This is a genomic window from Phaeodactylibacter sp., assembly GCF_022763345.1.
Classification (GTDB): domain Bacteria; phylum Bacteroidota; class Bacteroidia; order Chitinophagales; family Saprospiraceae; genus Phaeodactylibacter.
In genome coordinates, this window is record NZ_JALEGS010000062.1 from 18,862 (window position 1) to 33,194 (window position 14,333).

Annotated in this window: 13 protein-coding genes; 8 read left to right on the forward strand and 5 right to left on the reverse strand. The window is 51.4% G+C overall.

The features are described from left to right. The first annotated feature begins 100 nt into the window (after positions 1 to 100). Positions 101 to 838 carry a hypothetical protein gene (locus MRY86_RS17335; RefSeq protein ID WP_293569245.1) on the forward strand — a complete coding sequence of 246 codons (738 nt, stop codon included), beginning with the start codon at positions 101 to 103 and terminating at the stop codon, positions 836 to 838. On the opposite strand, the gene MRY86_RS17340 is transcribed toward MRY86_RS17335, so the two are convergent. Continuing rightward, the gene (locus MRY86_RS17340) at positions 819 to 1,676 is read right to left on the reverse strand and encodes a zinc ribbon domain-containing protein (protein WP_293569247.1); all 858 of its coding nucleotides are present in this window, start codon (positions 1,674 to 1,676) and stop codon (positions 819 to 821) included. The two genes, MRY86_RS17335 and MRY86_RS17340, sit on opposite strands and share 20 nt — an antisense overlap. Before the next feature lie 33 nt (positions 1,677 to 1,709). Next, positions 1,710 to 2,783 (reverse strand): ferredoxin--NADP reductase, encoded by a 1,074-nt coding sequence (locus MRY86_RS17345; RefSeq protein WP_293569249.1) that lies wholly within the window; start codon positions 2,781 to 2,783, stop codon positions 1,710 to 1,712. A gap of 197 nt (positions 2,784 to 2,980) precedes the next feature. Here MRY86_RS17345 and pdhA point away from each other — a divergent pair, with 197 nt between their 5' ends. The 3 genes from pdhA to MRY86_RS17360 all read left to right on the forward strand — a co-directional run bounded on the left by pdhA (position 2,981) and on the right by MRY86_RS17360 (position 6,762). Next, on the forward strand, positions 2,981 to 4,021 hold the full coding sequence (gene pdhA / locus MRY86_RS17350; protein WP_293569251.1) for a pyruvate dehydrogenase (acetyl-transferring) E1 component subunit alpha: 1,041 nt from the start codon (positions 2,981 to 2,983) through the stop codon (positions 4,019 to 4,021). A 175-nt stretch (positions 4,022 to 4,196) separates the two neighbouring features. After that, on the forward strand, positions 4,197 to 5,804 hold the full coding sequence (gene pckA, locus MRY86_RS17355) for a phosphoenolpyruvate carboxykinase (ATP) (protein ID WP_293569253.1): 1,608 nt from the start codon (positions 4,197 to 4,199) through the stop codon (positions 5,802 to 5,804). 124 nt (positions 5,805 to 5,928) lie between these two features. Further along, entirely contained in the window at positions 5,929 to 6,762 is an 834-nt protein-coding gene (locus MRY86_RS17360; RefSeq protein WP_293569255.1) for a universal stress protein, read from the forward strand. 98 nt (positions 6,763 to 6,860) lie between these two features. On the opposite strand, the gene MRY86_RS17365 is transcribed toward MRY86_RS17360, so the two are convergent. The 3 genes from MRY86_RS17365 to MRY86_RS17375 form a co-directional block, all read right to left on the reverse strand. After that, a complete protein-coding gene (locus MRY86_RS17365; RefSeq protein WP_293569257.1) occupies positions 6,861 to 7,397 on the reverse strand; it encodes an META domain-containing protein in 537 nt (178 codons plus the stop codon). A gap of 161 nt (positions 7,398 to 7,558) precedes the next feature. After that, complete coding sequence (locus MRY86_RS17370) at positions 7,559 to 8,254, reverse strand: 3'-5' exonuclease (protein WP_293571760.1); 696 nt, start codon at positions 8,252 to 8,254, stop codon at positions 7,559 to 7,561. Positions 8,255 to 8,289: 35 nt separating this feature from the next. Continuing rightward, entirely contained in the window at positions 8,290 to 10,224 is a 1,935-nt protein-coding gene (locus tag MRY86_RS17375) for a DUF294 nucleotidyltransferase-like domain-containing protein (protein WP_293570232.1), read from the reverse strand. A gap of 156 nt (positions 10,225 to 10,380) precedes the next feature. Here MRY86_RS17375 and MRY86_RS17380 point away from each other — a divergent pair, with 156 nt between their 5' ends. The 4 genes from MRY86_RS17380 to MRY86_RS17395 all read left to right on the forward strand — a co-directional run bounded on the left by MRY86_RS17380 (position 10,381) and on the right by MRY86_RS17395 (position 14,289). Further along, positions 10,381 to 10,671, forward strand: coding sequence for a metalloregulator ArsR/SmtB family transcription factor (locus MRY86_RS17380; RefSeq protein ID WP_044215837.1), 291 nt, complete (start codon positions 10,381 to 10,383; stop codon positions 10,669 to 10,671). 249 nt (positions 10,672 to 10,920) lie between these two features. Beyond that, on the forward strand, positions 10,921 to 12,213 hold the full coding sequence (locus MRY86_RS17385; RefSeq protein WP_293570233.1) for a porin: 1,293 nt from the start codon (positions 10,921 to 10,923) through the stop codon (positions 12,211 to 12,213). A 69-nt stretch (positions 12,214 to 12,282) separates the two neighbouring features. Continuing rightward, positions 12,283 to 12,540 carry a DUF4212 domain-containing protein gene (locus tag MRY86_RS17390; RefSeq protein WP_293570234.1) on the forward strand — a complete coding sequence of 86 codons (258 nt, stop codon included), beginning with the start codon at positions 12,283 to 12,285 and terminating at the stop codon, positions 12,538 to 12,540. Positions 12,541 to 12,594: 54 nt separating this feature from the next. Then, on the forward strand, positions 12,595 to 14,289 hold the full coding sequence (locus MRY86_RS17395; protein WP_293570235.1) for a sodium:solute symporter family protein: 1,695 nt from the start codon (positions 12,595 to 12,597) through the stop codon (positions 14,287 to 14,289). The last annotated feature ends 44 nt before the right edge of the window (positions 14,290 to 14,333 follow it).

The following is a 14,333-nucleotide window of genomic DNA, read 5'->3' on the forward strand; positions in this document are numbered from 1 at the left end:
TCTTTTTGTTTTCAGGATATTTTGGGGCAGCGGAACGTTAAAATATTTGCTGGCACCTCAAGGATAAGGATTTCACGTTTAATCAAAAAATCAATCACTCATGCGCACGACTATTCTCCTGCTTTTTGCCCTATTGATGCTGCAATGCGCTGCTCAGGCGCAGTCTGATACGCTGCCCACTTCCCCGACCTTTGGGCCTTACTACAACCAGATTGGCGTGGATCTTTTGCCTGCCATTATTACAGGGGGAGGTGGAAAACTCGGACATTATCAGATAGAAGTGCTCTACCGGGAGCATCAGCCCAATGGCGATTTACGGATCAAAATCGAGGTCAACAACAGAAATTACTTTGAAGGCTTCGTTCCGTATCCGGACCAATTGCTGCCGGGCAGTACGTTGGAAGAGCAGCTCTTCCAGCAGAACGACCTCTTCCCGCGCGCCAGCCTCCTGTTTAGCATAGGGCGGTCTACCTACCGGTTAAGCCAAAAGCTGCCCGTCTACCTCGGCGTGGATGCTCAGGCCGGTGTGATTTTCACCGAACGTATCACCTTTATAAACGATCGTCCACTGGAAGGCATGCCTTCTGGCTTCAGCAGTATTGTCGGCTCTGCCAACCACACCCATTTTCTTGGAGGGCTGACTCCATTTATCGGGACCAATATCCCGGTAACTGACCGCCTTTCTTTTGGAATAGAATTTGGGCTCCCTATCCTCTACCATACCGGCACCTCCAGCTATATCACGGAAAACGGGGACCGCTTTGATGTGAACATTTCGGAATTCACGCTATTTGACGGGCGGCCGATTAATGACCTGGCTATTTTTTACCGGCTTTGAAACGTTGCTGTAGCCGCTTAAGCAACTTGAGCATCTTGATATTGAATCGGAGGTTGATGTTGAAGAACTTTTCATCGATGAGCAGCCAGTCCTTTTCGCGCTCTACGTTGCCCAGGGTTTCGTAAAGCACATAGTGGGGCGTTTGCAACTGCGCTTTCCAGTACAGGCCCCGCTCGGTCATAGCAAAGCCTTCTTTGCAGGAGCCCAGCAGGCTTTGATCGCAGATAAAGTAAATCCGCTCGTCCCGGCGCTCCGGCTTCAGGAAGAACTTGCCGGCATTGCGCAGTTTCTGTACAGGCATTTTTATAAAGTCCGTGTAAACCGTTTCATCGGGCTCGCTGCCAAAATCGAGGTAGTCAAAGATGAGTGTTTCCAGCGGGTGATCATCTGCGCCAGACCCCTGATGCCGCAAAATGGCTTCGGGGAGAGGGACGGAATTCAGGCCTTTTGCATAATGAATGAGGAAATAATCGGTGAGTTCTTCCAGATGGCGCTTTACCCTGATATTTTGCGAAGTAACTGACTCGCCTTCTCCATCCAGGTATCGCAGCTGATCGGCCAACTGAGTCTCCCGCCGGTGGAGCATATCCCGAAAACCGGATTCGTACAATAGTTCCCGGTAGGCTTCCACTTCTGTGCCGGGCTGTTCCTCTTCTACTTTTTGGCGCATTAGGCGGAAGAAGGCTTCCGTCAGTTGTTTGCTTACGTTGCCATTGAGGTCAATCATAGGCTGCGTATCTGCTTCTACAGCCGCCTGCCCCTCCGGCTGCGGCGCACCGCACTGATGGCAAAATCTTGCATGATCAGGCAATTCGGTATGGCAATTGATACACTTCAACAGACGTCGGTATTTGCTCCAAAGTTAACAAACTTATCTTATGGTCAGCTGTACCTGAGGCGTGGCCGGGTAGGCTACACAGGTGAAGATATGACCGTTGGTAGCGTCGCTGTCTACCCGGCTGTTGTGGGTGTACATTTCGACCCGCCCTTCGGTCAGTTGAGCGGAGCAGGTTGTGCAGCTCCCGCTCCGGCAACTGTAAGGCAATTCTATACCTGCAGCTAATGCTCCTTCCAACAGGGTCTGCCCCGGCGATACCGGAAACGACAGCACCTTGTCTTTGAACTGTAGTGTTATTGTGGCCTGCGGCAACTGACTGGCTTCCGGCCGGAAAGGGGTGTGAATAATAAAGTCCTCCTGATGCAGCCGGTCGTCTCCAAAACCGAGAAACCGCAAGGTCATAGACGCTTTGAGCATGAGCCCCGGCGGGCCGCAGACATAGGCATGAGTCTCTGGCATTTGCTTACCCAAAACCTGCTCCGCCCAGAACTCCAGCCACGCATTGCTCATCCGCCCCTGCCTGACTTCTGTGTGGGCCGTTGCTTTTAATTCGTCTTCGCAGGCTTCCGTGGCCTGGCTTAGGAGGTGAAAGACCTTTAGGCGGCCAGGATGGCGGCGCTCCAGTTGCTTCAGTTCCTCCCGGAAAAAAACGGACTCGGCATTCCGATTGGCCAGCAGCAGTTGGGTTTTTTCGGTTCCCGGCCCGTTCAGCGCGGCTTTGAGCAGGGCAAACACTGGCACAAAACCACTGCCCCCGGCAATCAGCAGCAAAGGACGGGGCGTGTCGGGCAGCACAAACTGACCGGCGGGCGGCAAAGCCTGAAGGGTATCCCCCACCTGCAGCTTTTGGGTCAGGTAAGCCGAAGCCTGCCCGTTCACAGTCCGCTTGACGCAAATCGACAACTGAGGGTCTACTCCGGGAGTGGAAGCCAGCGAATAGGACCGCCGAAATGGTACAGGCCCAAGGTCCGGGAAAAGCAGGGTCAAAAACTGCCCGGCCTGATAATCCGGCAATGGCTGCTCCTCCACATCAAAAAAGATATGCGCACTCCCCGGCACCGGCCGGCTGATGTGCGTGACAATGAGGGTTAGAAGTTCCTGGTTCATATTTATGCTTAGTCATGCGGCGACCACCGCTTCCAAAACGGCAATCTGAAGGTACGAACATACAACACTTAGTGTAAAAATTGGCAAAACCCTGCAAGCTGAGTATATTTGCCCACGCGAAACAGCAGCGCCGCAAACAAGGTATACCTTCAGGTGTTGTAATGACAAATATTGAACACTAACCATAGAATTCAGGTATGGATACAGCGACGGAAAAGAAAAAAAACACCCGCAAATCGCGGTCTAAGAAGCCTAAGTACAGCAAAGAGCAGTACCTACAGTGGTATGAACTCATGTTCCGCATCCGCAAATTTGAGGAGCGGGCACTGATGATGTACGGCCAGCAGAAAATCCGCGGGTTCTGCCACGTTTACATTGGGCAGGAAGCGGTTGCAGCGGGTATGGAATCTGCCATCCGCCGCGAAGACGCTATTGCTACCGCTTACCGTCAGCACGGTACAGCACTGGGGCGTGGCTGTGATGTCAACGCCTGTATGGCAGAGCTTTTCGGTAAGGAAACGGGTATTGTGAAGGGAAAAGGTGGTTCTATGCACTTCTTCTCGAAGGAGCACCGCTACTTTGGTGGCAACGGTATCGTGGGCGCTCAAATCCCAATTGGTACAGGCATCGCTTTCGCGGAAAAGTACAAAGGGACGGACAACCTCTGCGTAACCATGTTTGGTGATGGTGCTGCCCGTCAGGGTGCCCTCCACGAATCCTTTAATATGGCTATGGCGTGGAAACTGCCGGTGCTTTACATCGTGGAGAACAACGGCTACGCCATGGGTACTTCCGTAAAGCGGACGAGTAACGTGACCGAGCTCTACAAGATGGGACTGGCCTACGATATGCCCAGTGAAGCCGTAGACGGCATGCAACCGGAAGCAGTTCACGAAGCAGTGAGCCGCGCTGCTGAGCACATCCGTGCCGGCAATGGCCCTTACTTCCTTGAAGTGCAGACCTATCGCTACAAAGGCCACTCCGTCTCTGACCCGGCCAAGTACCGTACCAAGGAAGAGGTACAGGAGTACAAGGACCGCGACCCGATCAAGATTACGGAAAGAACGATTCTGGACAACAAAATTGCGACAGAAGACGAACTCAAGGAAATTGAGAATAAAATCAAGGAAGAAATCAAAGCAGCTGTAAAGTTTGCGGAAGAATCAGACTACCCTGACCCTTCAGAACTCTACACGGATAATTACCTGCAGGAAGACTATCCTTTTATAAAGGATTAGGATACCAAAGGAAATTCTGTTTGAAGAAACACTGTATCAGCAGTTCCAAATTTGGGACTGCTGATTTTTTTTGCCCTCCTGATAAATGTCAGTGGCTCAAGTGAGCAATCTCAATTGCAAGGCTAAAGATATCGCGCATATTTGAACCGTAATCAACAACAAAAAACTAGGATTCATGCAAAACGCCAAAGCAATTGAGACGGCCCTAAAGAATCTGGGCATAGAAAGCCCGGCAGCAGTTCGCTACAACCTGCTACCGGAGGAATTGGTCGAAGCTACCCTATGCAAGGATCAGGGCGTACTGGCCGATAGCGGCGCGCTCTGTGTCAGCACAGGCAAGTTTACCGGACGCTCACCACAGGACCGCTTCATTGTTGAGGATGAAGTATCCAGAGAACGGGTAGACTGGAACGCCATTAACAAGCCCTTTGATGCCACCGCTTACGACAACCTTCGCGCTAAGCTGGTGAAGTACTTCGATGGCAAGGAAATCTACGTACGCGACGTACAGGCATGTGCCGACCCCGAATACCGGACCAATATCCGGATCGTTACCGAATATCCATGGAGCAACCTCTTCGTTTACAATATGTTCCTGCGCATGAGCGAGGAAGAACTCGAAAACTTTGAAGCCGACTGGACCGTGCTGAACGCGCCAGGCTTTGAAGCGGATGTCGAAATTGACGGTACTCGTCAGCCTAACTTCTCAATCATCAACTTCGCTAAGAAAGAGGTGATCGTAGGGGGCTCCGGCTACACCGGTGAGATCAAGAAAGGGGTATTCTCTGTACTCAACTTTGAATTGCCTGCTTTCCGCGATCTGCTGACCATGCACTGCTCTGCAAATGTAGGCAAAGACGGCGACGCTGCCGTATTCTTCGGCTTGAGCGGTACTGGTAAGACTACTTTGTCTGCTGACCCTAACCGCCTGCTGATTGGTGACGATGAGCACGGCTGGGGCGAAAATGGCATCTTCAACTTCGAAGGTGGCTGCTACGCAAAGACCATCGATCTGACTCGCGAAAAAGAACCGGAAATATTCGATGCCATCAAACATGGGGCGATTCTGGAAAATATTGGGTTCTTCCCCAATACTCGAACCGTTGACTACGAAGACAGCACGGTTACGCTGAATACACGGGTATCCTATCCGATCTATCACATTGACAATATCGTTGAGCCATCTATGGCCGGGCATCCGAAGAATATCTTCTTCCTGACTGCTGATGCTTTCGGTGCATTGCCTCCGATCAGCAAGCTGACGCCCGGACAGGCGATGTACCACTTCATCTCTGGCTATACTTCCAAAGTAGCAGGTACTGAAGTAGGTATCGACGAGCCGGTGAAGACCTTCTCCGCCTGCTTCGGCGCACCATTTATGCCACTGCGCCCCACTGAATATGCCCGCATGCTGGGTGAGCGCATGGAAAAATACGGTGTAAATGTATGGCTGATCAATACCGGCTGGACCGGTGGCCCTTACGGTGTGGGCACGCGCATCAAACTGAAGTATACCCGGGCGATGATCACGGATGCCCTGGAAGGCAGACTAGACAACGTGGAGTACGAACAGGAGCCGGTATTCGGCCTGCACATTCCAAAAGAATGCCCTGGCGTGCCTTCAGAACTGCTCAACCCTCGTAATACCTGGGCAGACAAAGATGCATACGACTACAGAGCCAATAAGATGGCAAAAGCCTTCATTGACAACTTCCGCAAGTTCGAAGACAGCGCGGATGAAGAGATGATGGCGGCAGCACCACGCGTCATTGAAACGGCGTGAGCAACTACAGCATACTGACTGACAACTAGACAATAGCTTGGTTTTCGAATGCTGCGGGCGAACTTTTGTTCTCCGCAGCATTTTTTATGGATAGCAGTATTAATCAATGCTAAAACCTAACCACATGAAAAACCTACTCATCCCCGTTGATTTCTCCAATGCTTCCCGCAATGCGTTTCAGTATGCCATGGAACTGGCTGCCCATATTGGTGCAGAACAGGCCAAACTGGTCCACGTATTCCTCCCGGAATCAAGCGGGGAAGCGGACTTTATCCCACCCGTAAATGCTTTAATGGAGACCCGCCATAAGCTGCTGAATGACTTCTTAGAAGACTTGATCAGCGAAAGTCCGGGCGACTTACCGGTAGAGGTGCAAACGGAACTGCTCGTAGGCTTCCCTGCCGATGAGATTGCCTCGAAGAGTGAAGATTTCGACCTCGTAGTGATGGGTACTACCGGTGATGGGGGCGTGCTGGAGCGTGTGTTTGGCAGTGTCTCCTCCAGCGTGTCGCAAAGAGCCGAGTGCCCGGTGCTCCTCATCCCAAAAGACGTGCGCTATGCCCCGATCAAACATATGGTGTACGCCAGTCATTACGATGCCCACCATGAGACGGTAGTCAAAAAACTCATTGCTTTCAACCGGCTTTTCAATGCTCACGTCCACTTTGTGCACGTACAGCGCAAGAAGGACATCCCGTTTGAGCAAGAGCAGGGGAAATTGTTTGAAGAGCTATTCGAGCAGGGCGATCCGCCTTTTGCTTTCGAAATGGCAGAAGTCAAAGACGACTCTGTTGTTGAGGGGCTAAGCGCTTATGCTGCTGCTCACGGTGCACAGGTCATTGTCATGGCAACCCGCCACCGGGGCTTTTGGGAAAACATTCTCCACAGCAGTCAGACCAAAAAGATGGTGTTATCCGCAGAGACACCATTGCTGATTCTCCACCTGGACATGGATTAAAAAATAGGGGGTGCCCGGACTGGAGGCTCCCCCTTCATGATTTTAACGATGCGTCAAAGCCCGCGAGACTACGCACTTTGACAGATGTGACTTTTGGCTTACTCCGCGTTATCGGGCTGAGGTTTGTATTCTGCCCGGAAGGACAGTTGCCCCTGCCCGCCTGAGATTTCCAGAAAGACTTTATTCACGCTATAGGCATTTGCGGACTTCAGTAAATCGAAAAAGCGGGATTCCTGAGTCATTTTACCCTGGCAAAGCATTTTCGTGGAAGCGATCTCACCAATGTTTAGGGTACCGTCCTCCTGAAGCGTGATAGTGGAACTGAACTTATTGCAGCCACTGTGCCCGGAGATTTTACCATTAGCGATGGTAATCATAGGGAGGTCCTCTTTTCCCATTTTAACACTTCGCCCATCGTAAACATACTCCGTCAGAAACCACTTCTTTACCTCCACCTGAGGAAAAGCAGGCTTGTAATCCGGTGACACCAGGCTGGCGTCTTCGATAGGCGAAGCTTCTGTCTCCGCCGGAGCGGCAGGAGCCTGACCTACGTCCCCTTCTGTTCCTTCCTGAGCAGCATCACTACCACAAGCCAATAGGCTGAACGACAGCAACATCATCAAAAGCGTTCTCATTTTCTATCTTGTTTATTAGAAATTGGTTCTTTTATGCAGCAGGATGAGCGCTCCGGCCCACTTCTGTCTGTGCGGGCGAAATTACAAAATTTTAGTGCGATACTATCTTTTAGGTGTGGAGAATGGACGGATAATGCAACCCTCTGCTTACGACTGCCCCCCTACAGCCCTGTTCTTGGCGCTGACCGTAATGCTCCCAGCGTCTCCACACCCCGCTTTTGGAGCCGGTGCAACAGCTTGAGCAGCAATAGCGCCGTTATAAAAGCGTCTCCCGGGGCTGTATGCCGGTCACTTTGGGGAATCCGGTAGATATCACACAGGTGGTCAAGCCCAAATGCACCGGGACGGGCCATCTGAGGGTTCCGGGCCACCCTACGGGCCAGCACCCCTGTATCCAGGACGATATTCTGCAACTTCCCGCCACCTGCTGACCGAATGGCCGCGTTGAGCATCGCAACATCAAAGGCAGCGTGATGAGCAACCAGCACATCGCCCCCAACAAAGGCCAGAAAACGGCGTACGCCTTCTGACTCCGCAATACTGTGAAGTTTTTCTCCTGGTAATATACCATGTACGGCGACGGTTTTCCCATCCGGATGGTATTCCTGATGAATGTAACACTCCAGGCGGTCCTCTACACTAAGCTGCCAGTTTTTCACCCGTACGGCACCTATGGAAAGGATTTGGTCTTCTTGTACATCCAGACCCGTGGTTTCGGTATCAAAAACTACAAAGCCAATCTCTTCGATTGGGGTCTTTTTGTAATAGGGGGCAGCGGCCAGGTCTTCCAGGTAAGCCCTCCAGAAGGCAGGCGCATTCGGGTCAGGGGGCGGCTTTTTTTTGAACCATTTGAACATGCAGCACAGGGTGTATTGGTTAGGAAATAGGGCGGTCAGCTAAGTAGAGCCAGCCGGAACCGGGTATTTAGCAAAGATTGCAGCTCTTTAATGGGGCGAAAACAATTGCGCAGGTTAATCCGCTCCATTTTGGTCAGGTCGGAAGGGTTGAAGTAACGGCCGGAGTTTTGCTTTTTCAGCCCCTGAAGCGCCCGGTAGCGCATCAGAATTTCATAGGCATCGGCAGCCTGCTCGTAAAGTTCTCTGTTTTTGGGCTCCAGCTCTGCCAGTCGCTCAAACCGTCGAAAGGTATTGTTGATCATGCCAACCCGTGCGTGCAGGACCAATAGACGGGCGGCATCTGCCAGGGGCATCATGGCCCGGGCTTTGATGTCGAACTCATCTTTATGAGCACCGCTGCTCTCTACCACAAAGTTCCGAAAGAACGTCAGGGGCGGTGGGTTTTGCAACGCATTCTTACCCAGGTAAACGAGGAAAATCTCCTGATCGTCAAGTGCCTCGAAGATGTGTGTTGTCAGAGCTGAGGATAAGGAACGGTCACCGTGTATGGGGCGGAAGTCGAAGAAAATCGTACAGAACATCACGGCTTTAGGCTCCGGCTTGTGAATCCATGTGGAGAACTGCTGCTTCCACTCGCTCAACGACAGGCACCAGGAAGGATTGCTCGCCATCATATCTGCCGGGCAATATTCGAAGCCCACCTCATTGAGCAGGCGGGTAACCCGGCCGGCAAAATCCAGATAATAAGCCTTGGTTTGCTCATAGGCATCCTCCGGCACGTCCTCAAAGACCAGCGCATTGTCCTGATCGGTCCGGAGTAGCTGCTCTCCCCTGCCCTCGCTGCCCAGCGCCAGCCAGCAATACTTTGCACCAGGGCGCTGCTGTCCTTCTGATGCCAGATCTGCCTCTGCCAGTTCAATGCAACGGACAATGATCTCGTCGTTGATCTCGGTCATCACCGTTGAGATGAATGCGATGGACACTTCCTGAAAAATGTATTTTTTGAGCAATTGCTCAGCACGATCACGGATATCCCGGAGGGCTTCCACAGCCTTGCAGCGCCGGATTTCCCGAATAAGAATAGCGGGGTTGTTGCCCTGCATCACCATCAAGTCATGCTCTGAGAGCACACCGACTACCCGGCTATCGGTCGTCCCGTCTTCTGTCAGGCAAATGTGGTTGATCCGGTTTTTGACCATTTCCATTTGCACATCCGCCACAGTAACGGTAGGGGGCATCGTAATGACCGGGCTCGACATGATATCAGAGATGGGCGCGGTCAGCTCCATTTTACCGGTTGCCACTTTATGCCTCAGGTCTTTGTCAGTCATAATGCCTACCGGATGGCCCGAGGGATTGACCACAATGATCGACCCTACTTCCTCCGCCGACATAATGAGCGCCGCTTCCTGAATAGTGGTCTCCGGCGGGCAGGTAACCGGAAGCTTACTCCGCTCCAGAGATTGCACCTCCATAAGCGCAAAATTGTCTGTGGTACGGTCAGAGCGGTCCAGAAAAAGCTGAGAGGGGTTTGCCGTTTTGTACTTTTGCCCCACACCAGCTGCGTAATTGCTTGCCAGATAAAATGCCACCTGAGGGTGAGCTTCCATCACTTCGCGGAAGCCCTCAATATTAATGGCGTAGAGCAAAGTTTCCTCAGCAGCACGGGCGGTAAGGGCATAGGTTTCTTCAGCCAGCATGGGGCGGATGCCAAAAACGTCACCCTCATCGCACTGTTCAACTAGAAACGCCTCTGACTCCGTTTCCCGGTACAATTGGACAGCGCCTTCCCGGACGATAAAAATATGCGTTCCTGGCTGATCACCCTGATGAAAAATTTCCTGCCGGGGCTGATAGTACTGTACCAGCACCCGCTGTGAGACCTTCAGCAGCAAATCATCGGGCAGTAAACTAAAGGGTGGATAGGCTTTCAAAAAATCATAGATGCGGCGCGGAATGATGTTTTCCATGGCATTCAGGTTTGGACAACGGAATATCCTGCTTTTTAGCAACGGCACCAAATATTAACGCAATTAGATGTATATATTTGTTTATATCAGCCGGTAACCCTATTTTGGAGTTTTGTTTGCAAGCTTCCTGAGCCTGCCACCCAAGTATATACAGCCATGAAAACTCATTTCAACGTCAATTTTTTGGAGGACTCGACCGAGACATTGCGTGCAATTGCCCACCCTATACGCATTGCGATCATTGACTTGCTGTACAACAACGGGCAAATGACCGTAACGGATATCTACCAACACCTGAATATTGAGCAGGCCATTGCCTCCCACCATCTTCGCATCCTTAAAGGAAAGGACGTCGTGAATGCCGAGCGCGACGGCAAAAACTCCCTCTATTCCCTGACCCGGGCAGAATTCTATGAGATCATCAAGACACTGAAAAAAGTCATTTAAGCCTGTAGACAATCGGTAGTCCCCCCCTCAACTTTTCTTCCTGCCTATAGTTCAGCCACCTCCACTTGCCATAGAACCAACAAGCTGCCCTTCATTTTTCCGCATATTTTTTTGGTCAACCCCACAGCATTTGCAATAAGATTTTGAGAAATGCAGAAAAAAAGCACAAGAAAACTTGCACACATATACATATCTATATACTTTAGCCAAAGTAAACTACGCTCATCAACAAATCAAATACCAGTTAGTATGAAACTTTTTACCAAATTCCTGACCCTTGCCTTGCTGCTGTTGGCAGTAAGTATGCAGGCACAGATTATTGAGGATGACATCGATCATTCCTACAAGCCACTTACGCTTAGGCTTGATGAAAGTGGCAACAAATATATCCGGTTTATCGTCTGGCATCAGCACTGGACCGTTACCAATAATCTGGCAGTAGAAGATGCCAACCTGCAGCTGACCCACCTGGCCCGCCGCTCCCGTTTTCTGGCCTTTGCGCAGGTTTCTCCCCGCTTTTTGATCCTGACCCACTTCGGGCTCAACAACCTGACACCGGGCAATATGACCTCTTTGGGCAATAACGGGGATGCCCCACAGCTTTTCCTGCATGATGCCTGGACAGAATTCAAAGTCAGCAATGACAACTCCTTCTTCATCGGAGGCGGCCTCCACTACTGGAAAGGTCTTACCCGCCTGTCCAATCAGAGTACGCTCAACTTTATGACGCTGGACAACCCCCGCCCGTTTGTGCACTGGCACTCGCTTGGGGTTACGGACCAATTTGCGCGGCACTTAGGCCTCTATGCCAAGGGGGTTATTGGGAAGTTTGACTACCGGATCGCACTGAACAATCCGGGACGAAATGCTAATGCCGGCTTACCGCTCGGAAATGGCGTAAGCTATGGCAGCAACAGCAGCAGCGTGGCCTATACCGGTGTTTCCACTCCTGATAGGGACGGCAACCCAACCGGAAATAACATTATCGAAGGTTACTTCCGGTACAACTTCATGGATAGCGAATCCGTAAAACTGCCTTATGCCGTTGGCAGCTACCTGGGCACCAAGAAGATCTTCGCACTGGGCACTGGCTTCTTCGCCCACCCCAATGGCATGTTCAATGAAGCTACCGGCGAACACGAGAATGTGACCCACTTCGCGGTTGATGCGTTTCTGGATATGCCGATCACAGATGGGGACTGCCTCAATGCCTACGCTTCTTTCATGAGCTTCGACTATGGCGACAACTACGTGGCCCGCTGGGCAGGAACGGGAAGTGTGCTATACGGGCATGTAGGGTATAAACTCCCCAATTCAAGGTTCATGCCTTACATTGCTGCACAAACTGGCAACTACGGAGGCTTCGATGAAAACACCTCAGCGCTGGATATTGGCCTTAACTATTTCCTCAACGGGCACAGCGCCAAGCTGACCCTGGAGTACCATACGATCAGTAATGATGTCCGCGAGGGCGGTCTTGATGCCAATGGCAATATTCAGGATGTGCGCCAAATCCGTATGCAGGCACACATTTTCTTATAGACTATTTTTTTGCCGAAACGCAACAAAACATTTAGATAACTATATTCAATCATCTTAAAACTCAGGCTTATGTCCAACGACAACAAAGCTCAAAAGTACTGGAAAGAGAACCTGGTTTACCTGGGCATTCTGCTTGCCGTATGGTTCCTTGTTTCTTATGTGTTTGGGATTTTCCTGGTAGAGCCCCTGAACACGGTCAAAATTGGCGGTGCAAAGCTCGGCTTCTGGTTCGCTCAGCAGGGCTCCATCTACGTTTTTGTCATTCTCATTTACGTTTATATCGCCTTGATGAACAAGCTCGATAAAAAGTACGGGTACGACAGCTAGTGGCCAACCGCCCTGTTCTATTATCAAATTAGCTAAAAATTAAACCGAAATAACATGAGTGTTCAAACCTGGACTTTCATCATAGTGGGGCTGACCTTTGCCCTGTATATCGGCATCGCCATTTGGGCGCGGGCCGGTTCTACCTCAGAATTTTACGTAGCCGGCGGCGGTGTCCCCCCGATTGCCAACGGTATGGCAACTGCGGCTGACTGGATGTCGGCAGCTTCTTTCATCTCCATGGCGGGCCTGATTTCCTTTATGGGTTACGATGGCGGTGTTTTCCTGATGGGCTGGACGGGCGGCTACGTCCTCCTGGCATTAACCTTAGCCCCCTACTTAAGGAAATTCGGGAAGTTTACGGTCCCGGACTTTATCGGGGACCGTTATTACTCCAACGTAGCCCGTACCGTGGCCGTTGTTTGTGCCATCATCGTGTCCTTTACGTATGTAGCCGGACAAATGCGCGGTGTAGGGCTGGTTTTTTCCCGCTTCCTTGAGGTAGATATCAATACCGGCGTATATATCGGTATGGCAATCGTTTTCTTCTACGCGGTTCTCGGTGGCATGAAGGGTATTACCTATACACAGGTAGCACAGTATTGTGTGCTGATTTTCGCCTTTATGGTACCGGCTATCTTTATTTCCATGAACATGACCGGCAACCCAATCCCACAGCTTGGTTTCATCGGTACTATGGCTGATGGCTCCAACATGGCGCTACTCGACAAGCTGGACCAATTACACCGGGAACTGGGCTTTACAGAATACACAAGCGGTACCAAGAGCATGATCGACGTATTCGCCATTACCTTTGCACTGATGGTTGGTACGGCTGGTCTGCCGCACGTGATCGTCCGGTTCTTTACCGTACCTGACGTAAAAGGTGCGCGTGTTTCAGCGGGTTACGCGCTGATTTTCATCGCCATTCTCTACACCACTGCACCGGCTATAGCAGCCTTTGCCCGCACCAACCTCATCGAGACCGTGAGCAATCAGCCTTACGCTGATATGCCAGAGTGGTTCAGCAAGTGGGAACAGACCGGACTGATTGCCTTTGACGACAAAAACAATGACGGTACTATTCAATACGTAGCTGATGCTGCTGCCAATGAACTGACGATTGACCGCGATATCATGGTACTGGCCAATCCGGAAATTGCCGAATTACCAGCATGGGTTATTGCCCTGGTGGCTGCCGGTGGTCTCGCGGCCGCCCTGTCTACTGCGGCGGGCTTGCTACTCGTGATCTCTACCTCTATCGCCCGTGACCTGATTAAGATGCAGATCAAGCCGGATATTTCCGAAAAGGGTGAGCTGCTCTCCGCTCGTATCGGTGCAGTATTTGCGGTGATCGTGGCCGGTTACTTTGGCATCAACCCACCCGGGTTTGTAGCTGCGGTTGTGGCCCTGGCTTTCGGGCTGGCAGCGGCATCCTTCTTCCCTGCTATCATCCTGGGTATCTTCGATAAGCGGATGAACCGGCAGGGTGCCGTATCAGGCATGATTGTCGGTATCACGCTGATGCTCTTTTACATGATCAAATTCAAGTTCGACGGCTTCGGGGGCGGCACGCCTGAGCAATGGTGGTTCGGCATCTCTCCGGAAGGCTTTGGCACAGTAGCGATGTTCGTCAACTTCATCGTTTCCTTTGCTGTGTCCCGGATGACCTCTCCGCCACCACAAGAGGTTCAGGATATCGTTGAGGATATCCGTCTCCCAAGTGGTGCAGGCGAAGCGCACGTACACTAGAAAAAGTCAAACCATTCAAGGGCAGCTGTCTCCGGGTGGCTGCC